16 protein-coding genes and 3 pseudogenes are annotated in these 18,503 nt (G+C 68.2%); 8 read left to right on the forward strand and 11 right to left on the reverse strand.

What is annotated here, in order from left to right; genetic code table 11:
• Positions 1-1,845 (reverse strand): tyrosine-type recombinase/integrase (locus ACWIF2_RS35400; protein WP_454365085.1); only part of this gene is annotated, 1,845 nt, incomplete at its 3' end.
• Between the two features lie 653 nt (positions 1,846-2,498).
• The gene (locus ACWIF2_RS35405) at positions 2,499-3,641 is read right to left on the reverse strand and encodes a tyrosine-type recombinase/integrase (protein ID WP_454365087.1); all 1,143 of its coding nucleotides are present in this window, start codon (positions 3,639-3,641) and stop codon (positions 2,499-2,501) included.
• 145 nt (positions 3,642-3,786) lie between these two features.
• Between ACWIF2_RS35405 and ku the strand changes: the two are divergent.
• Positions 3,787-4,587: pseudogene (gene ku, locus ACWIF2_RS35410) on the forward strand (non-homologous end joining protein Ku); the annotation flags it as partial.
• 639 nt (positions 4,588-5,226) lie between these two features.
• Here the strand turns inward: ku and ACWIF2_RS35415 are convergent.
• Positions 5,227-6,141, reverse strand: a pseudogene (locus ACWIF2_RS35415) (IS110 family transposase); the annotation flags it as partial.
• Positions 6,142-6,866: 725 nt separating this feature from the next.
• On the opposite strand from ACWIF2_RS35415, the gene ACWIF2_RS35420 reads away from it, so the two are divergent.
• A complete protein-coding gene (locus ACWIF2_RS35420; protein ID WP_454365089.1) occupies positions 6,867-7,076 on the forward strand; it encodes a DUF6207 family protein in 210 nt (69 codons plus the stop codon).
• 254 nt (positions 7,077-7,330) lie between these two features.
• Here the strand turns inward: ACWIF2_RS35420 and ACWIF2_RS35425 are convergent, their stop codons facing one another.
• From ACWIF2_RS35425 to ACWIF2_RS35455, 7 genes and pseudogenes are all read right to left on the reverse strand, one after another.
• The gene (locus ACWIF2_RS35425; protein WP_454365091.1) at positions 7,331-7,804 is read right to left on the reverse strand and encodes a hypothetical protein; all 474 of its coding nucleotides are present in this window, start codon (positions 7,802-7,804) and stop codon (positions 7,331-7,333) included.
• Between the two features lie 8 nt (positions 7,805-7,812).
• Positions 7,813-8,934 carry an SGNH/GDSL hydrolase family protein gene (locus tag ACWIF2_RS35430; RefSeq protein WP_454365093.1) on the reverse strand — a complete coding sequence of 374 codons (1,122 nt, stop codon included), beginning with the start codon at positions 8,932-8,934 and terminating at the stop codon, positions 7,813-7,815.
• Positions 8,931-9,734: an aldo/keto reductase gene (locus tag ACWIF2_RS35435; RefSeq protein WP_454365095.1), complete on the reverse strand. Its 804-nt coding sequence runs from the start codon at positions 9,732-9,734 to the stop codon at positions 8,931-8,933. The genes ACWIF2_RS35430 and ACWIF2_RS35435 overlap by 4 nt, the downstream gene beginning before the upstream one ends.
• Before the next feature lie 240 nt (positions 9,735-9,974).
• Entirely contained in the window at positions 9,975-10,085 is a 111-nt protein-coding gene (locus ACWIF2_RS35440) for an alpha/beta fold hydrolase (RefSeq protein WP_454365097.1), read from the reverse strand.
• On the reverse strand, positions 10,082-10,837 hold the full coding sequence (locus tag ACWIF2_RS35445) for an alpha/beta fold hydrolase (protein WP_454365099.1): 756 nt from the start codon (positions 10,835-10,837) through the stop codon (positions 10,082-10,084). Before ACWIF2_RS35445 ends, ACWIF2_RS35440 begins: the two co-directional genes overlap by 4 nt.
• Positions 10,838-10,864: 27 nt before the next feature.
• Positions 10,865-11,518, reverse strand: coding sequence for a VOC family protein (locus ACWIF2_RS35450; RefSeq protein WP_454365101.1), 654 nt, complete (start codon positions 11,516-11,518; stop codon positions 10,865-10,867).
• 128 nt (positions 11,519-11,646) lie between these two features.
• Positions 11,647-11,751 (reverse strand): annotated as a pseudogene (locus ACWIF2_RS35455) (VOC family protein); the annotation flags it as partial.
• 369 nt (positions 11,752-12,120) lie between these two features.
• On the opposite strand from ACWIF2_RS35455, the gene ACWIF2_RS35460 reads away from it, so the two are divergent.
• A complete protein-coding gene (locus ACWIF2_RS35460) occupies positions 12,121-13,119 on the forward strand; it encodes an amidohydrolase family protein (RefSeq protein WP_454365103.1) in 999 nt (332 codons plus the stop codon).
• Here the strand turns inward: ACWIF2_RS35460 and ACWIF2_RS35465 are convergent.
• Complete coding sequence (locus tag ACWIF2_RS35465) at positions 13,058-13,636, reverse strand: TetR/AcrR family transcriptional regulator (RefSeq protein ID WP_454365105.1); 579 nt, start codon at positions 13,634-13,636, stop codon at positions 13,058-13,060. The two genes, ACWIF2_RS35460 and ACWIF2_RS35465, sit on opposite strands and share 62 nt — an antisense overlap.
• A gap of 377 nt (positions 13,637-14,013) precedes the next feature.
• Between ACWIF2_RS35465 and uvrA the strand changes: the two genes are divergently transcribed.
• The 5 genes from uvrA (at position 14,014) to ACWIF2_RS35490 (ending at position 18,447) form a co-directional block, all read left to right on the forward strand.
• Positions 14,014-16,482, forward strand: coding sequence for an excinuclease ABC subunit UvrA (gene uvrA, locus ACWIF2_RS35470; protein WP_454365107.1), 2,469 nt, complete (start codon positions 14,014-14,016; stop codon positions 16,480-16,482).
• A gap of 137 nt (positions 16,483-16,619) precedes the next feature.
• Positions 16,620-17,147, forward strand: a complete 528-nt coding sequence (locus tag ACWIF2_RS35475; protein WP_454365109.1) for a hypothetical protein — start codon at positions 16,620-16,622, stop codon at positions 17,145-17,147.
• Between the two features lie 74 nt (positions 17,148-17,221).
• Positions 17,222-17,467: a hypothetical protein gene (locus tag ACWIF2_RS35480; protein WP_454365111.1), complete on the forward strand. Its 246-nt coding sequence runs from the start codon at positions 17,222-17,224 to the stop codon at positions 17,465-17,467.
• An 87-nt stretch (positions 17,468-17,554) separates the two neighbouring features.
• The gene (locus tag ACWIF2_RS35485) at positions 17,555-17,707 is read left to right on the forward strand and encodes a hypothetical protein (RefSeq protein ID WP_454365112.1); all 153 of its coding nucleotides are present in this window, start codon (positions 17,555-17,557) and stop codon (positions 17,705-17,707) included.
• 134 nt (positions 17,708-17,841) lie between these two features.
• Positions 17,842-18,447: a dihydrofolate reductase family protein gene (locus ACWIF2_RS35490; RefSeq protein ID WP_454365114.1), complete on the forward strand. Its 606-nt coding sequence runs from the start codon at positions 17,842-17,844 to the stop codon at positions 18,445-18,447.
• The last annotated feature ends 56 nt before the right edge of the window (positions 18,448-18,503 follow it).

The following is an 18,503-nucleotide window of genomic DNA, read 5'->3' on the forward strand; positions in this document are numbered from 1 at the left end:
TAAGAGACAGGTTCTGCCAGGGTGGAAGTCGGGGATGGGCGGTCCGACGCGAGGCATCCCGAGGGCGACGGCTTGCCGTCGGCTGCGGCGGAGGACAGTGGTGGCTTCCTTGATCTGCGTGCGGTCCTCGTCGGTGAGGCTGTCGAGGTCTTCTCGGACGCGCCGGACAAGGCGACGGACTCGGGTGATCTCCTCGTCGGAGGGTAGGGCCTCCGCTTTTGCCCAGTTGTCGGCGGAGATGAATGCGGCTAGGCGTTCCCGGTTTCGCAGCAGGTCGGCGAGGTATGCCTCCAGATCGGGGAGGTAGGAGGCGTCGGTGCGGAAGTGGTCGCAGCCGACGCAGCGGAATCGGACAGGGCAGGCGTGTCCGCCGGCCGCGACATTGGACGGCTCAACGCAGACGCCGTAAGGTGCCTGGACTTCGCCGACGGCCCGGCGGGCATACTCGTCGTCCAGCAGTTCCTTGGCTTGTCGCCAGATGCGGTTGCCGTGGCGGTCGAACTGCATCGCCGAGACGCGGTCGACGGCCTCGCGTTTGCGCTGCTCACTGACCCGGTAGTAACGCTGAGTAGTGGACAGTTGGCGATGGTCCATCAGACCTTGGAGTACGTCCGGCTGGATGCCCTGGTCAGCGTGCCGCTGGCAGTAGGTGTGCCGGTAGGCGTAGGGGAAGATGCTGGATTTGTCGAAGGGCAGCATCTTGGTGATCTGCTGCCCGTTGATCTCGACGCGGGTGGGGACCAGGAACTCGGGCAGCGACTGGATCCATTCGCGGTGGCGGCCGGACAGCCAGCCGGCCCCGATCGGTTTGCGGCCGTGGGGGTTGCCTACCCGTGTCGGCAGGAGCATCAGCTCAGCGGTGGGAGTCCGGGGGAAGTCGGAGCGGACCAACTCCTGCTGCCTGGTGATCACTCCCGCGGTTGCCTGGGAGATCGGCAGTCGCCGTCCTTTGCGGCCGGACTTGTAGTTGTCGTAGATCAGGACGTTCTGGCCAGTGGTGTCCTGCTGAAGGCAATCCAACCGCAGTTGGCAGATCTCCGTGGGCCGCCGACCGGTGTCGATCAGCAGCTCTGTGGCCACCAGGTTCTCGTTGCCGTTCCGCTTCGTGCCGGCGAGAGAGGGCAGGTGTTCGCAGATTTGTCGCATGACCTCGGAGGGGAGGTCTTTGCCTGCTTCGGAGTCCTCGGGGTCGTCAGGGATGTCCTCGGCCAGGAGGGCGAAGTCGTCCGGCAGGCCGTGCAGCGGCTCGCCGGGCCGGGTCAGCCCCAGAGACCGCATCCGGGCCAGATTGCTGCGTACATAGCGGCTGATGACCACTGTTCTGCGCTCCGACATGACACCGGTTTGGCACAGGTATCTCAGCCGGTTAGCGAAGGCGGTAATGTCCCTGCGGCCCACGACCCGGATGTCGTTGCCGCAGTCCTCGCGCTGCAGCTGCAGGCTCTCGGAGAGGAGGGCGAAAGCGCTGACGACCTCCTGACACGTGGCGATGGCCTTGCCACGGCGCTGAGGCAGCGAGAAGAACGCCCATTCCTTTGCGGCACTGCGGAGCCATGGTTGGTGGATCGCGGTGAAACGCAGATTGCCAGCATGGCCGAAGACGGCACCGTTCCACACGTCCTTGACGCGTTCGCCCTCCGGAGTGAGCCCGAAGCGGCCGACATGGGTGACCAGGCTGCTGCAGAAACCCCGTTCGCCGCGGGATACCTGCTCCAGGTCCACTGCGGCCAGCGAGGGCAGCTCGAGCTCGCGCAGCCGGTTGGTGAGCGTCCGCAGCACGGGCTGCGTCGTGTGCAGCCCCTCTCGAGTACGGGCGTGGATGCCGTAGAGGATCTCCGCGACCACCCGGTCGGCCAGTCCACGGAGGCTGACCTCATTATTCGCCGCGACAGGCGCGGCAGTACGCCGCCACCGCGCTTCGTCGTGTGTGCTCAGTCCGCGCTTGAGGGCCAAAGACCAGCGGACACGATGGCCATGACAGTACGGGCTTTTGCCGTCTCGCTTGCGGTGGCAGGCCAGGACCTCGCAGTGCCCGAAGGCCTGCAGAGGGACAACGTCATCACGTACGAGGAACTCCTCTAACGTCACCTGAAGCCGGGTGAGCTGGCCGAAGTGGGTCGAACAGATTGGATTCCTCCATGACCGGAACGGCCGCGGGCACCCCCTCACTGAGCAGTCCGCCACTCCGGTCCGGCGCGTACCGGGGCGGGCATGCTCCACGTACTCGTCCACGTCCGGCCTGCCTGCCTGCCTCCATCGCAGCCGGCACCCCTCGCAAAGTTGACGGGCGACACTGGCCTGCGAGCAGCCCGTCACCCTGCACTTCGGCATGCCCAGGAGGTCATGGTCGTAAGGGAAGAACAGCATCCCGACCTCATCGGACCAGCCCAGCAGATCCAGAAGTTCCTGATCCACCGCGGCCCGCAATTCTGCGGTCCTGCCGTCGTCCTCGTCCTCCTCTCGGCGCCCTGTGGGCCGGAGCGGAGCAGCGGTAACCGTCATCGGGCGCCCTCCCCGCCCAGCTCTCGCGGCGAGGGAACGCGATTGACTGCCTCACGCAGCCGTGTTGCCGCCGGATGCAAGTAGGGGCGTGCGGATTCGGGATGCTTGTGCCCCAGAAGCATCTGCACCTCGTCCAACTTGCCGCCGGCGTCGACAACGTTGCTGGCCATCGCGTGCCGACACATCCGTGGCCCCACCCTGCGGCCCAGCCCCGCCCGCCGAGACAACGACTCGCACAACTCCCCGATTGCGTCCGCAGAGACCGGCGCACCCAGAGGGCGACGGAAGAGGTTGACGAGCAGAAAGTCGCCACCGTCGGACCCCAGACGCTCATGCCGTTCCAGCGCGTACTGGTCGAATGCCTGCACGACCAGGAAGTCCACAGGCATCACCCACGACTTCTTCGACTTCGACCACGCGTTGTTCTCGTTCTGACGCCGGACGACATGCACATGAGCGCCTTCGACGTGACAGCCCAGCGACCGCGAGTCCGCCAGCAGGTGAGGATCACGGCGACGAAGGCCAGCGACCTGCCCAGGGCGCAGTCCGACGCGGGAAAGCAGGAGCATGATCAGCCGGTCGCGCGCCGAGCGGCACGCGAGGAACATCGCAATGACCTCTTCATCGCTGGCTCGGTCGACCTCGGTCTCGGGTTCCTGAAGCCGATGGTGGGCTCGCAGGCGGTGGCGCATCACGCTGCTCTCACCACGGGCCGCCAAGGGCAGGTCGTGGCCGTCACTCAGTTCGTAGATCTGCTCCAACACCGAGGTCGGCGCAGCCCTGTTGATGACCGCGTGGACCAGGAACATCCGCACGGCTGTAAGCACTTTGTTGATCCGCGTGTCCCCGCGGACCGGCTTGCTCCCGGGCCCGGGTACCACGACCTGACGCTGCCCGCCGTTGCCGGGCGTCCACCTCAACCAGAGGATGAACAGCCCCATCTCGCGAGCCGCCGTCCGCCAGTCCCGCTCTGTCCTCACACACCAGCGCAAGAACAAGGCAAGACCCTCGGCGTACGCCTTCGTCGTCAGCTCCGCCCGCCCTCGCGCCAGCCGAATCTCCCGCAGGAAGCGGTCAGCGTCCTCGACGACCTCAAGATCGTCATCCACCACGGTCCAGTAACGGAGGCCCGAAGGCATCCGTACAGGAAATGCGCGCACTTGTACCCCTAGTCCACGAGTCGATCGCAACGATCCACCGCAGAGCTACACCCCCGGAGAACCTGTCCTACGACCTCAACGAGGAGGTGCCGTACGACGTCACACCACGGCCCCGGAACCCCCAGAGAACATGGGGCGGGTGCGGGTGCGCAAGTACTGCGAGATCGAGGACCGCGAGCTCGAGCAGGGCGAGATCGGCAAGGGCTACCAGCTGACCAAGGACCAGGTCATCCCGATCAGCGACGAGGAGCTGCGGGGCCTCCCCCTACCGACGGCGAAGGCGATCGAGATCGTCGCGTTCGTGCCGCTGGACTCCGTCGACCCTCTGAAAATCGGCGAGGGCTACTACCTGGCCCCGAGCGGGCAGGTCGCCGCGAAGCCCTACAAGCTGCTCCGCCTGGCTCTCGCCCGTTCCAGCAAGGTGGCCGTCGCGAAGTTCGCCTGGTCCGGGCGCGAGCGCCTCGGGCTGCTGCGGGTCCGCGATGACGCCATCGTCCTGCACGCGATGCGCTGGCCGGACGAGATCCGGTCGCCGGAGGAACTGCTGCCGCCGCCCGTCGAGCTGAGCGACGAGGAGATCGACGGCGCGCTCGCGCTCATGGACAGCATGACCCGCGAGGACCTCGAGGGTGAGGAGTTCCAGGACACCTACACCGAGGCCCTTGAGCAGATCATCGAGGCCAAGCGCGAGGACCGCGAGCCACCGAAGCTTCAGGAGCCGGAGTCGAAGCCAGGGCAAGTCGTCGACCTCATGGCCGCCCTGAACGAGTCCGTGAAGAAGGCCAGGGCCTCGCGCGGCGAGGAGGCCGACGTGCACGAGCTGCCGAAGAAGAAGACCGCGAAGAAGCAGCCGGCCAAGAAGACCGCCGCGAAGAAGCAGCCGGCGGCGAAGAAGACGTCCGGGCGCCGGCCCCGCAGCGCCTGAGTGAGGCGTACATGGACGTCGAGCTGACGTACAGGAAGGGGCTGCTGCGCAGCATCGGCGACGTGGAGGTGTCCTACGGTCGAAGGGAGTGGCTGGACAGCACGCCGCGCGCCCTGGGGTCGTGGCCGCTCGAGTACCAGCGGTTCAGTACGACTTTGCGCGCCGTGGGCGATGTCGAGATCACCTACAGCAGGTGGTCCGTCCTGCCGCGCACTGTCGGTCAGTGGAGCTGTGAAGGCAGCAGTTCGGCAACCGTCTGCTGCGTCTTGGGCCTTATGAGCTGGAGTACGACAGAGGCGGCAGCCGGGTTCGTGCCATTGGCCCGCTGCGGATCTTCTACGACCGACTGGGTGCACGTCCCATTCGCGTGCAGCTGCATGACGAGGGCCAGCCGCTGTCCGACGGCCTTCTCCTGGCACTCTTCCTCGTGCTGTTCTGGCAGAAGCAGTCATGGGATGCGGCCCAGCGCGCGAGGAGTTGACAGCTGCGCTGCCCACTTGGAGGAGGGCTGTCGAAGCGGGGATCTGTACATCCCCCTCCCCCAGGATCGCGTGCCGGCTTCACCCTGCCCCTCCGGGCGGGCCGGCACTCCCCCAGATTCAAGACGACTCGGCGCCCTGCCGGTGCTCGCGGAAGTTGTCGATCGTCTCCGATCTCGGCGAGCAACCGGGCGCCGAGCTGGAAGCCCAGGCCTGGGAAGCTAAGGAGCACTTCAGCGTCCGGGTGCTGAGGGAAAGCCTCCTCCACTGCCCCGGCCAGGTCATCTGCGGCCTTCGAGGCAGCTTCCAACTGGGTGAGGAGTGCGAGCATCTGCTTGCCGAGAGCATCCTCAACCAACGGTGGCTGGTGGGCCCACTCGACGCGGAATACCTCACGGAGGCGGTCGGCCTCAGCTGGGATGCCGCGCTTACGGCCGGCCCGCTTGAGTGCGGCCTGCAGCTGGGACCGGCTCAGCTTCGCGGCTCGGGCCGGCGTCGGAGCCAGGCGGAGAAGCTCAAACGCTTCAGGGCGGCACAGGCCGTTCTTCCAAGTTTCGACGGCTGCCAAGGCGGCAGGGTAGAACTCGCGCAGCAGCGAGCGGAGCTGGTTGGCGATCATTTGCCGGTTCCACGTCGCGTCCTGCTGGGCCCGGGCCAGAACCGCGATCGCGCGGCCCAGGTCGCTTTCCTGCGGCAGCGGCCGGTGCGCGTGCATGTCAGTGCGCAGGATGTTCGCCAGTACCAGCGCGTCACCCGGGTCGGACTTCTTGCGCGAGACAGAATGCCGATCGCGGTAGCGTGCGGCGGCCATCGGGTTGATCGCGAATACCTGGCGCTCGCCAGTGCGCAGCACGGCCACGAGGAGTCCGCGTGACGTCTCGATCGCGACAGGGATCGGGGCTTCCTGGGTGTCACCGTGCTCGGCGAGCAGATCCAGCAGGATCTTGTAACCGGCTGAGTCGTCGGTAATGTGCCGTTTAGCCAATAACTTCCCGGTGTCGTCGACCAGGGCGATGTCGTGAGTCTGCTCCGCCCAGTCGATGCCGCAGTAGATCAAGACGAGTTCCTTCCCCATGATGCTGTTTATGCTGGTCGCGAGCTCATGCGGGACCACGCGGCGCCCTAATCCCAGGCCTCGGATGCAAGCCGGGCCGACACCTCGGTAGCCGTTCGTGGCACCAGCTCGTCCCACGAGCCTCGGTCTGTGAGGGAGCTCAGACGACTCGGGAGCATCAAGAGGTCACCATGCGGCGGGCTCGCACCACCAACACCAACGAGTGATCAAGCCTCTGGTGTTGACGCCCGAAGGCGCCGGGCGTCGCCGGTCTGGCACTAGGCCTCACAGCCGGTGGTGCATAAGACGTCCGCCCGGCGCCCGCGGGCGCCGACACCAGCAGTACGGTGGCGGCCGGGGAGGCGATGAGTACCGCGCCCTCGCCCCGGAGGGGTCGCGTGCCCTGAACGAGACGTCGCCTCGAGACCCGAGCACCGCCACCACGATTAGCAGAACCACCCGCCGGTCTACGGGAAGGCCCACGGGGCCCGGATGGGCGAAGGCGTGAAGGCCCTGCTATTCGAACGACCCGGGTGCTCTTGACTGGCCCGGACCGGCCTTACACGGGGATTAGTGGTGCATGGCTCCGGCCATGGCGAAGTGGGGCCCGGGCGTGCGGTACGTCAAGAACCGCGCATAGTTGCCGCCTTCGCCCAGGCCGAGGCACCGGGCACGACTCGCCACCCGGTCGGGTGAAGACTGCCGCATCGCAGAACCTCAGCAGCCGACCGCACGTAATGCCCTGTATGAGGCCGATCAACGAAGCACATGTGGCACAACCAGGCCTGGCCGTCGTGGAGGTCGCGGCCGCCGACGACCAGACCGCGTTCGCCGTCCAGGGACTGCTCGCCGGGCGGTGGGCAACCGCACCGGCGGACGGCACGACCCGGGTACCCGGCGAGCCCGGCGCACGGCTGCGCTGCTACCTGGACGTGCGCCAGGAGCTCTGCTCGTAGCTGAGGCAGACGTCCCCGACGTCCGAAGGAGTCGGGATCTTTGGCCTGCTACGGAGCCAGATGGATGTGCTATTCAGGGTGAGGACGGTCCGGTAGCGATCGGGCTGTTTTCTCATAGCGGGTGGCGATGCTGCGCCATTGCTGCCGGTGGAAACGGCGTTCGACAACGTGAGCCGGTCCTTCTCCTGCCGTGCGCGCTCTGCGCGAGATGACCGAGGTGATCGTCGGCGCGGTCACCGGCGCCTCGCCTCAGCTCAGTCGGCATCGCACTTCTCAAGCCGGGTTGTCTCCTCCTGCGGATCGCCCGCGGCGTCCTCACGAAACACGATGGAATAGCAGCGATAGGCCCGTGAGTATGAGGTGCCGAACATGGTGGTGTCCTCGTATGTCCCGAAGAAGCGGACGGTGGTGGCCAGCCGGCCTTCCGACCGTGCGTAGGAGGTAAGCCTGCCGTCGTGCCGTTCGGCGATGCCTCGCACGGCTTCCTGGCCAGCAGGGTATGGCGAGACCGCCATCACGTCACGCGCGTACGACCGGGCCAGGGCTGCTGTCCTGTTCAGCGCTTCTGCCTCGTTCCGTTCATTCGCACGCTCCTGGCGGTGAAGCATGCCCCTGAGCACCAGGGCCGCGATCAGCACGGCGACGATAGGCACCAGGAGAGCGACGAGGCATCCGGGGGCCGGCACCGTGATGCGGTGCTGCCGCGCCACGGTGCCGTGATCAGACATGCTCGTCCTCACTGATCCTCTCGTGTGACGGCTGCCATCGGGCCGGCCGTCGTGAACGCTTGTGCGTAGGCGCTGGTCCCTGTCTGGTTCGGGTGGTAGCTCTCCCGGCTGAGGCAGGTCTCTCCCGTGAACCACCAGCGGAGCTGGGTGTTCTTGTCGCCGTGGTGGAAGTCGCCGTCGCCGTTCGGCCCGGCCACTACTCCGTTGATACCTTCCGGCGCATCACAGATGCGTTTTCCTTCGAACGCCGACTGCGGAGACCTGTACCGGACGTTGGACGCGCTCAGGGAGAGGGCCAGTTCGCGTTGCTCGTCCTCGAAGTACTTGGCCATGTCGTTCAGAATGACACGCTGGGATGCGCTCACCAAGGTCGAGCATGCCTGAGTGCGGCTGAAGAGCAAGGGGTAGCCCATCAGCGAGATCGTCGCGTTCGGCGCCTGGGCGTGGATCTGTTCCAGCACCGTGCGAGTCTCGGCTACGGCATTGTCGATGTCTGCCTTCATCGAGGCCTCCGACGGGCATCCCTTCGTGACACACGTTTGGATCTTGTTGTCGAATCGCGCGTCATTTCCGCCGATGGTCAGCATGACCAAGGTGGTGTCTGTGCTGAGCGCCCCTGAGTCGATCTGGGTCTTCTCGTGGAAGTTCCCGTCGGGGCCCCAGCCGTTGGGGTGGTTTCCCTGGGTCATCTGGGAGGTCTTGGCTCCGGAGCAGGCGGTGAACTGGAAGCCCAGCGCCGGATCGAAGCTGTCCGCGAGCGCACCGACGCTTTTCGTCTGGCCCGCGAGAGTAACCTTGCGGGGCCACGCGTTCGAGCTGCGCCTGCACGCGTTCCAGCTGCTCTTTCCGTGGTCCCTGTCGGACTCGGGCGAATAGGCCCCGGACCCCTCACCGGAGGTGTAGGAGTCGCCCATGGCGACGACCATGTGCTTCGGCTTGCCGGACAGCGGCTGGAAGGCGACGGCGTCCCAGGCGACGTCCTCGTCGGCGGTGCCGTCGTCGGTGGTGTTCGTCAGTACCACCCGTGGCGTGCCGGTGCAGCGGTAGACGCCGAGTTCGACCCAGGTGTTCTTGCTGAAGTGGGTGTTGACGTAGCGGTGGCGGTCACCGCCCGCGACCCCCTTGATCACGTAGTGGGCCTGCTGGGTGTGCGCCCCGGTGTCCGGCAGGTGAGCGAAGACGCGGGCCCATTCGACGCTGCGGCCGAGGGTCCAGGTGCCGTCGGCTGGTTGGCGCGGACGTTGTCCTTGTGGAAGCGGGTGATGACCCGGCGGGCGTCGTCCCCGGTGTAGGTGTCGTCGGCCGAGACCTGGCCGGCGAGGAAGCCGCTGGCGAGGGGGCTGAAGGGGACGAAGCCGATGCCGAGTTCCTCGCAGGCGGGGATGACGTCCCTCTCCCACATCAGCTCCATGATTGAGTACTCGCTCTGCACGGCCGTCAGCGGAGTGACGGCGTGGGCACGGCGGATCTGTTCCTCGGTGGCCTGGGACTGGCCCCAGCCGAGGATCTTGCCCTCGGCGATCAGTTCGCCCATGACGGCCGCGACGTCCTCCACGGGGATCGAGTCGGGCACCCGGTGCTGGTAGTACAGCTCGACGTGGTCGGTGCCGAGCCGGGCCAGGGAAGCCTCCAGGTGGGCGCGGATCTTCCGGCCCAGCCCGGTGCGGGTGTGAGAGCCGTCCAGGTAGAACTTGGTGGCGATGACGACCTGGTCGCGGACGGGCGCTAGCGCGCGGCCGACGAGGCGTTCGTTGGCACCGTCGGCGTAGACCTCCGCGGTGTCGAAGTGGTTGCAGCCCAGGTCGAACGCCTTGCGGATCACGTCGACGGCCTCAGGTTCGCTCGTTGCCGGGCCGTAGCCATGGCTGAAGCCCATGGTTCCCAGTCCGACGGCGCAGACTTGGAGTTGTCCGATGGTCCTTGTTTTCATGGGGGTCTTCTTTCGGTACGGAGGTACGGGTTCAGGTCTGGTCGGGGTGCGGGCCGTTGACGTAGCCGACGACGTACGGCTCGGCGCGACGGGGGGCCTGGCTCCTGGCGCCAGTTGTCACCCAGAGGCTGTCCCGTATGGGATGTGAGTTGTCCGGTGAGGGCCAGGTTGTGGAGCCGGGCGCGTTCCGGCGGGAACGGGCGGCCCGCACCATCGTGCGTTCCGCCCGTTCCAAGGGGGTCAGTGTGCGGAGATGCACTCGTGCACGACGCGGTTGAACTCCTCGGGGTATTCCATCTGCGCCCAGTGGCCGCAGTTGTTGATGAGGTACAGACGGGAGGATGGAATCATCGCAACCGCAGCGCGTTCTCGAAGTGGACGGCGCGGTCGTTCCGCCCGTGCACGATCAGCGTGGGCACGGTGAGCTCGGCCAGCAGCGGCGGCAGGGCCTGGAACAGCTGCGGCGGGCCATTGAGATCCCCGCTGGACAGCGAGAGCCTCATGTTCTCCAGGTGGTCGGGGCGGGCGAGCGCGGCCTCCGACCGAGCGCAGGCGAGGTCGGCGTCCTCGGCGAGCGCCGGGTCGTGCGCGAGCGCCCCGACCATCGCCTGGAAGTTCGCCGGCGACGGGTCGAAATAGGCGCGCACCAAGGGGAGGATTCCCTCCGTCTTGTCGTTGGGCGGGCCGAGCACATTGAGGCCCGGGGCGGGGGCGCCCATCGGGATCAGGTGGCTGACGCGCTCGGGATGGTGCGCCGTGAACCGGAGCGCCGTCCTTCCGCCCAGCGAATTGCCGACGATGGCGACGTGGTCCAGTTCGAGCGCGTCCAGTGCCAGTTCCAGCGCCTCCACGTGGTCGCGGTCGCCCGGCACGGCGGTGTCGCTCTTGCCCCAGCCGGGCATGTCGATGGCGAACACACGGTAGTGGCGTGCCAGGGAGGCGATGCTGCGGGAGTAGTTGCTCCAGCCGCCGGCGCCGGCTCCCCCGCCGTGCAGCAGGATCAGGGGGTGACCGTCACCGGCCTCGTTGTAGTGCAGCTTCCACTTGGCCGTCTGGACGTACTTGCTGGTCGCCGATTCGGTCAGAACCTCGGTTGTGGGCATGGCTTTCCTCTCGCCTCGGGCGGCGGTTCAGGCGTCGGCCGGGATGTACTTGTGGCCCCAGGTGCTGATCTCGTCGTGGTGGGCGACCTGCCACGTGTCGTCGTCGACCAGCAGGCCGTTGCAGCCGTACTCGATCTGGAAACCCGACGGCGTGGTCACGTAGAACGAGGTCATGTGGTCGTTCGTGTGCTCGCCCAGCGTGACGATGATGTGGTCGGGATCGTCGTTGATCATGCTCATGACGCGGCCGACGGTGGAGAGGTCGGCCACTTCGAGCATGAGGTGATCCATCCCCGGGGTGGGGCCGATACCGCGGCCGAAGCCGATGGAGTGATGCCGTGGGTTGCAGTGCAGGAAGTAGCCGTCCCCGTCCACTCCGAGCTCGGCCATCGAAATCGTGTCGGTCAGTCTGAAGTCCAGCTCACGCTGGTAGAACTCGGCCGCCTCGCGCGCGTCCCCCGAACTGTTCATGAAGGCGTGCCCGACCCCCAGATCACCGGTGACGAAACGGGAGCCCAGCGGGGAGGTGAACGGGGTGTCGGCGCGCGGCAGGCCATGGACGGCCTCGATCGTGTTGCCTTCGGGGTCGGAGAAGACCCGCAGTCCCTCGACGCCCCGGCGAGCTCGCAGTTCCTCGTCCTCACGGACCGGAACGCCACGGGACGCGAGGTGGGTCTCCAATTCGGCGAGCGCGGCCGCGTCCGGACGGTGAAGCCCAGTGCCACCAAGGACGCGGGGCCCGCGGGCTCGCCCTCCTCGATGAGGATGCGGTACGCGTACTCGTCGAGTCGCAGGCGCAGTTCGCCGGCGGCGGCCGGCACGGGCTGTGCGCCGATGGTCTTGGTGGCGAAGCGGGTCCACTCGTCGAGTGAACCGCGGACCACGACATAGCCCAGCGATGTGAGGCGGCTCATGTGGTTTCTCCTCAGGTTGTCGGGGATGGTCAGTGAGCTGCGGTGGCGAAGGTCTTTTCCGACGGCCCGGCCGTCCTGGGGGGGGCGGGAATGACGAGCGTGCGGGCGACGGCGTCGAGAAGGGCGTCCGGGTCGGGGCGCCGACTGAGCTGGTGACGTTGACGCTAGGGCGGGAGACCGCGCCGACGAAGCGCGTGTTCCGGGAACCGGCACGTTCCGCCGCGAGCCGGGCCCCGGCCTACTCTCTCCCCGTCACCTCAACGACCACGCAGAGGGCCCTTCCATGCACCGGACCGGCTGGATCGACGTCCGCACTTCGCACTCCCCGGCGGCACCACAGCCTGGGACCCCCTGACCGCGCTGGACCACATGGTCCGGCTGGGCATCGACATGCAGTTGCTGTCCGACGTCACGGTCGCCGCTCCCGCCGACGTCCGCGCCTCCAACGAGTACGGCGCGTCGGTCGTCCGGCGGTATCCGCACCGCTTCGGTCTTCTCGCGGCTCTTCCGCTGTCCGATGTGGACGCGGCACTGGCGGAGATCGAGTACGCGCACGTGCACCTGGACGCCGACGGGTTCGCGCTGTGCGCCACCTACGACGGCGAATTCCTCGGCGCCGAATGGTTCCGCCCGGTATGGCGGGCGCTCGACGCGATCGGGGCCGGAGTCTTCATCCATCCCTCGCCGTTCAGGGCAGCGGCTCTTGACCTGCCGCGCCCCTTCTTCGAGGTCACCTTCGACACCGCGCGGACCGTGGTGGACATGGTGTGGCGCGGCGTCACACGGTCCGCTCCCCGCGTCCGCGTCGTCCTCGCGCACGCGGGCGGCGCCCTGCCCGCGCTCGCCGGGCGGATCGCGCTGCTGTCCGACGCCGACTGGGTACCCCACGAAGGAGTCACCCCCGAGACGGTGCGCGAAGCCCTCGCCGCCCTCTACTACGACACCGCGATGGCGGGCACGCCGAACGGGCTCGAGCAGTATCGTCGGGGCGCGACGGGCTCGCCGCCGCGGCGGCCGTCGCGAGTACGCGGCCCACCGTCTCGGCGATACCCGCGGCGGCCGGCGCCGCGGGTGCATCCGTGCCGTCGGCCAGCTCGCCGCGGACCGTGGAGTCGTCCTGGGCTGTCGTCATGTGCTGTCCTTGTCGGCCGTCCGCCAGCCCAGGGTCTGGCCCGGGGCGGGCGCGGGGGGCATGGGTCCTCCGAAGTCGTAGATGAAGCAGGGGTGGATGTCGCCGGATCCCGTGCCTGTGCGGGCTCCGACCTCTTTTCTGAATCGTCCGATACAGTTTGCGGGCATGAAAAAGTCAGCCGAGGGCGGCCAGCGCGACCTCCACGAGGGGTTCGAGGGCGTGGGCATCCGGGGTGATCTTCGAGGAGACCAGCAGTCCGTTGAGGAACGTGACGAGGTAAGCGGCCAGCGTGTGCGGGTCGTGCTGTGCCGCGATCTCGCCCCGCTCCGCCGCGACCCGCAGCACCTCGGCGAGCGCGTCCCGACTGGCGTCCTGCATGTCCCGCACGGTGCGCCGGATCGCCGCACTCTTGGGCAGACGCTCGCAGGCGGCGTTGACTGCCAGGCAGCCCCGGCCGTCGTCTTCCACGGCGATCCGGACCCGCTCGACCAGCATCGTACGGATCGCGGAACGGGCGTCCGCCCCCTCCTCCAGGCTGCGCAGGGCGGCCGCCGCGAGGGTGGTGCGGTAGTGCTCCAGCGCCGCTCGGTACAGGCCCTCCTTGTCGCCGAACGCGGCATACAAGGATCCCTGCCCGATCCCCAGGTGCTGGGTCAGGTCGCGTACTGAAGTGGCCTCGTAGCCACGCATCCAGAACAGTTCCATGGCGCGGCTCACCGCCGCCTCCGTATCGAACTCCCGGGTCCTCGCCATGGCTCCACGGTAACCTATCTGGATCAGTTGCTCAAGAAAGGGTTGTGGTCTGACGGTGCGCTGACTCACAGGTGTTCCACAGGACCACGGCGTTGAGGACGAGCCCCGGACTGGCCAACTGATCCTCCTGGCCCTCGCGGTACGCCTGGCGGATCGCGAGGGCGATGCGATGGCGGGCTCCTGGGCGGTGAGCTGCCGGTTCAGAAGCTGTGTCAGAGCCGGTGATCTGTAACGTCCGGTGACTGGTGCCTGATACAGAGAAGATCGGGACAGCCCCCGAACAAGCCGGTGCTTGGCGGAGTAGTCGGCTCGGACGTCACGCAGAGGGTGACGGCGCCTGTCGCGCGGTTCCCGGCGCGATCAGGTAATCAGGAACGGTGAACAAGGACGCGACCGACCCCTTCGTGCATGTCCGGGGCGCCAGTGAGAACAACCTGCGGAACATCGACGTCGACGTTCCGCGGGACGCGATGGTCGCCTTCACCGGCGTCTCCGGTTCGGGCAAGTCCTCGCTCGCGTTCGGCACGCTCTACGCGGAGGCCCAGCGGCGCTACTTCGAGTCCGTGGCACCGTACGCCCGAAGGCTGTTGCAACAGGTCGGCGCACCGCATGTGCAGGAAATCACCGGACTGCCACCCGCCGTGGCCCTGCAGCAGCGACGCGGGTCGCCCAGCTCGCGCTCGACGGTCGGCACCATCACCACGCTGTCCAATCTGCTGCGCATGCTGTACTCCCGCGCCGGCACCTATCCGCCCGGGGCCGCACGGCTGGAAGCCGAGTCGTTCTCACCCAACACCGCGGCCGGCGCCTGCCCGGAGTGCCACGGACTGGGCGTCGTGCACGACGTCGCCGAGGACCTGCTCGTCCCGGACCCCTCGCTGAGCATCCGTGAGGGGGCGATCGCCGCCTGGCCGGGCGCCTGGCAGGGCGCCAACCTGCGCAGTGTCGTGAGCGGCCTGGGGATCGACATCGACCGACCGTGGCGCAGGCTCAGGAAGAAGGACCGGAACTGGCTGCTGTACACGGACGAGCAGCCCTCCGTGTACATCGAGCCCGAGGAGGACCGCGTCGATTACGGCTACCAGGGCAAGTTCTGGAGTGCCCGCAAGCACGTCATGCACGTCCTCGCCGACTCCAAGAGCGAGAAGATGCGCGAACGGGCGCTCCGATTCGTCAGGAGTGTGCCCTGCCCCGCGTGTCACGGCAGCGGACTGCGGCCCGAGGCGCTCGCCGTGACCTTCGCCGGACGTTCCATCGCCGAGATCAACGCGATGCCGCTCACCGAGGTCGTGGCGCTACTGCGGCCGGTCGCGGAGCGGTCCGAGGCCGACGCCACCACGTCGACCGCCCGATCCGGGGAGACGACCGAGGTCGCGGTCCGGATCTGCGGCGATCTGGTCGCGCGGGTCGACGTACTGCTCGACCTGGGCCTCGGATATCTCAGCCTCGGGCGCCGCTCGACGACCCTGTCACCCGGCGAGGCGCAACGCCTGCGGATCGCCACCCAGCTGCGCTCGGGGCTGTTCGGCGTCGTCTACGTCCTCGACGAGCCCTCCGCGGGCCTGCACCCGGCTGACGCGGAACCGCTGCTGGACGTGCTGGACCGCCTCAAAGCGGCGGGCAACTCTCTGTTCGTCGTGGAGCACGACATGGACGTCGTACGGCGGGCGGACTGGGTGGTCGACATCGGCCCCGGGGCGGGCGAGGGCGGCGGACGCGTGCTGTACAGCGGCCCGGTCGCTGGTCTTGAGCAAGTCGGGGAGTCAGCCACTAGCCGGTACTTGTTCGGGCGCGCCCAACCGGTCGATCACCGCCGGCGCACACCGCACGGCTGGCTGCACCTGCGCGGCGCCTCCCGCCACAATCTGCGCGACGTGTCCGTCGACGTACCGCTCTGCGTACTGACGGCGGTGACGGGTGTGTCCGGTTCCGGAAAGTCGACGCTGGTGACACAGGTACTCGCCGAGGTCGTCCGCGGCCACCTCGGACTCGTACCCGAGGAGCCCGACGAGGCGCGGCTGGAGGTAGACGTCCAGGACGCGTCGGGGATCGAGTCGTTCGACCGGCTGGTCCGAGTCGACCAGCGGCCCATCGGCCGAACTCCCCGGTCCAACCTGGCCACGTACACGGGAATGTTCGACGCGGTGCGCAAGCTGTACGCGGCGACGGACGAGGCCAGGGCGCGCGGCTACTCGGCCGGGCGGTTCTCCTTCAACGTGCCCGAAGGACGGTGCGAAACCTGCCAGGGCGAAGGATTCGTCGCCGTGGAACTGCTGTTCCTGCCCGGCACCTACGCGCCGTGCCCGACCTGCCAGGGCGCCCGGTACAACGCCGAAACGCTGGAAGTCACCTACCGCGGCAAGAACATCGCTGAAGTACTGGCGCTGTCCGTCGACGCCGCCGCCAAGTTCCTGTCCGCCGTCTCGGCCGCCTCCCGCAGTCTGGAGACGTTGCGCGAGGTAGGACTGGGGTACCTGCGGCTGGGCCAGCCCGCGACGGAACTCAGCGGTGGTGAGGCGCAGCGCATCAAACTGGCCACCGAACTGCAGCGAGCCCGCCGCGGGCACGCGCTCTACCTGCTCGACGAGCCGACGGCGGGGCTGCACCCCTCGGACATCGCGCTGCTGCTGCGACAGCTGCACCGGCTCGTCGACGCCGGCAACACGGTCGTCCTCGTCGAACACGACCTGGACACCATCGCCACCGCCGACTGGGTCATCGACCTCGGGCCGGGCGGCGGTGACGCGGGCGGACAGGTGGTCGCGGCGGGCCCGCCCGCCAAGGTGGCGAGGGCCCGCCGCAGCGCCACCGCGCCCTACCTCGCGGCCCGGCTCGCGCGCTCCTGACGACGGCGCGAGGGGCTGAGCACCGGTCAGACGGGTTCGGCTTACCGCAAGTGCGGCAAGACCGGGAAGGTCTGGCCCGTCGTGCCGGGTGGTCAGCCACCTCAGCTGGTGATGGTGGCCGCCTGCCACTCACCGTGGTGTCGCTGGCCCAGTTGCCCGGCCAGCCGGCGACAACGGCGCCGCCCGACCTCGGTGCCTTCCCCTCACGGGGTGAGGTGTACGTCTCTCCAGCCCTGGGCGAGCTGCTGCGGAAGCTTCCCGCCGACCGGCTGGCCGGACGCTTCCCGAGGGTGCCGTCTTACGGCACGAGCGGCACGATCGGCACGACCTGGCTCGCCTCGCCGGACGACCTGGTAACCGTGGTGGGACGGGGCACCGACCACCAAGGGTCGGCGCTGCTGGGCGCCGTGCAGCTGGCGATGCCCGTGGTCGTGCCGGCCTCGGCGGCCGGGCGGCTGGGCGCGGCCCGACGCGAGCAGCGGCTCGCCGCCCTGCGGCTTGCCGGGGCCGACACCGCGGCAGATCATCGCGATGACCGCGGTCGAGGCGGCGGTGGTCGGTGCGGCTGGCGCGCTGGCGGGCTGGGGGGGCGCGATCGCCTACGCCGCACTGCTGCCGGCCCTCGCGCGGATTCCGTACGGCATCGGCACCTGGTACATCGGTGAGCTGTGTGTCGGGCTGCCCTGGACCGCGGCGGTCACCGCACTCATCCAACCCGCGGCGCATCCGCCTCATCCGCTTGGCGCTCTTCACGGCAGTGCTGGTCTACCTCTGGCAGTCCACGAACCGCGGCCAGCTGAAGACGAAACAGATCCTCGCCATGGTGGTGCTCTCCTACGGTGCGTTCTGGCTGCTCGGCCCGTGGATCGTGGACCGGCTGGGCCGACTCGTGAGCCGCTTCGCCCGCCGCCCGGCGACCCTGCGCTCGCCGCCCGCAGGCTCAGCGACGACCCACGCGCCTCCTGGCACACCGTCAGTGGGCTAGTGCTGGCCGGCTTCTTCTCCGTCAGCCTGGTTGGCTCCGACGTCCCCCAGTACAAGGACCAGGTCGAAGGCCAGGACCCGTGAAACGGTGCTCCCACTCGTTGTCCTCGCCGGTGGCACCACCGCGATGGGCGTCTACCCCTGCGTGGTCCTCGGCGCGCCGGCGATGTTCGGCGCGATCGGCGCCAGCCGGCCGCTGCTGCGCAAAGTGACAGCCGAGCCGACGCAGACCGCAGACTGACCGCCACGGCCCGACCGGACGGACCACGGACGGCGGGCAAGCGGGCAGGCGAACCCGGCACCTCATCAGCGCGGCCGATGAGTTTTTGGCTCCCGGCCGGTCCAAGCTCATGACACCTAGGAAAGGACACCGCCATGTCGGAGCTTCTCGTCGACTTCATCACCTCCCTCGACGGCCACGCATCGGGAGAGGGATGGCCCGGGTTCTGGGGCCTCGAGGGTCCGGAGTACCTCGCATGGCTCGGCGAGCAGCCCGAGGCCACTTACCTGATGGGAGCGAACACCTACCGCCTGATGTCGGGCTTCGCCGCGGGCGAGGTCCCGAGTGGCCAAGACGAGTTCAGGCCCGAAGAAGAGGCGTCCGTCGACGAGCTTACGCAGGCGTCCAAGGTGGTGTTTTCGTCCTCACTTGAGGAGCCATTGACGTGGGCCAACTCCGCGCTGGTCCGCGACGACGCCGTCGAGGCGGTCCGCGCCATGAAGTCGAGTGGCTCTGGGCTCCTCAGCACGATCGGCAGCCTCAGCCTGTGCCGGTCCCTGCTACGAGCCGGACTCGTCGACCGCTTCCGGGTCGTGATGTTCCCGGTGATCACCGGGGCCACTGGCCAAGAACGCATCTACGACGGCTATCCGGACGTTGCCCTCGAGATGATCGAGCACCGTACTTTCGACGGCCGCATCCAGCTGGTCGAGTACAAGCCCCGCGTGCTCGAGCATCCGCCGCTCAGCGTCCCTGCGTGACGTCGCCCCGTCCACCGGTCTGGACGGCCGCCAGGCCGGTGCCGGCGGGCGCGGCC

Source organism: Streptomyces sp. NPDC055506, from assembly GCF_053643595.1.

Excerpts from the sequence above, each read along its gene's own strand:
- ACWIF2_RS35405 (WP_454365087.1), bottom strand. The coding sequence starts at position 3,641 with ATGCCTTCGGGCCTCCGTTACTGGACCGTGGTGGATGACGATCTTGAG.
- ACWIF2_RS35420 (WP_454365089.1), top strand. The coding sequence starts at position 6,867 with ATGAGGCCGATCAACGAAGCACATGTGGCACAACCAGGCCTGGCCGTC.
- ACWIF2_RS35425 (WP_454365091.1), bottom strand. The coding sequence starts at position 7,804 with ATGTCTGATCACGGCACCGTGGCGCGGCAGCACCGCATCACGGTGCCG.
- ACWIF2_RS35435 (WP_454365095.1), bottom strand. The coding sequence starts at position 9,734 with ATGAAAACAAGGACCATCGGACAACTCCAAGTCTGCGCCGTCGGACTG.
- ACWIF2_RS35440 (WP_454365097.1), bottom strand. The coding sequence starts at position 10,085 with ATGATTCCATCCTCCCGTCTGTACCTCATCAACAACTGCGGCCACTGG.
- ACWIF2_RS35445 (WP_454365099.1), bottom strand. The coding sequence starts at position 10,837 with ATGCCCACAACCGAGGTTCTGACCGAATCGGCGACCAGCAAGTACGTC.
- ACWIF2_RS35460 (WP_454365103.1), top strand. The coding sequence starts at position 12,121 with ATGGTCCGGCTGGGCATCGACATGCAGTTGCTGTCCGACGTCACGGTC.
- ACWIF2_RS35465 (WP_454365105.1), bottom strand. The coding sequence starts at position 13,636 with ATGGCGAGGACCCGGGAGTTCGATACGGAGGCGGCGGTGAGCCGCGCC.
- ACWIF2_RS35490 (WP_454365114.1), top strand. The coding sequence starts at position 17,842 with ATGTCGGAGCTTCTCGTCGACTTCATCACCTCCCTCGACGGCCACGCA.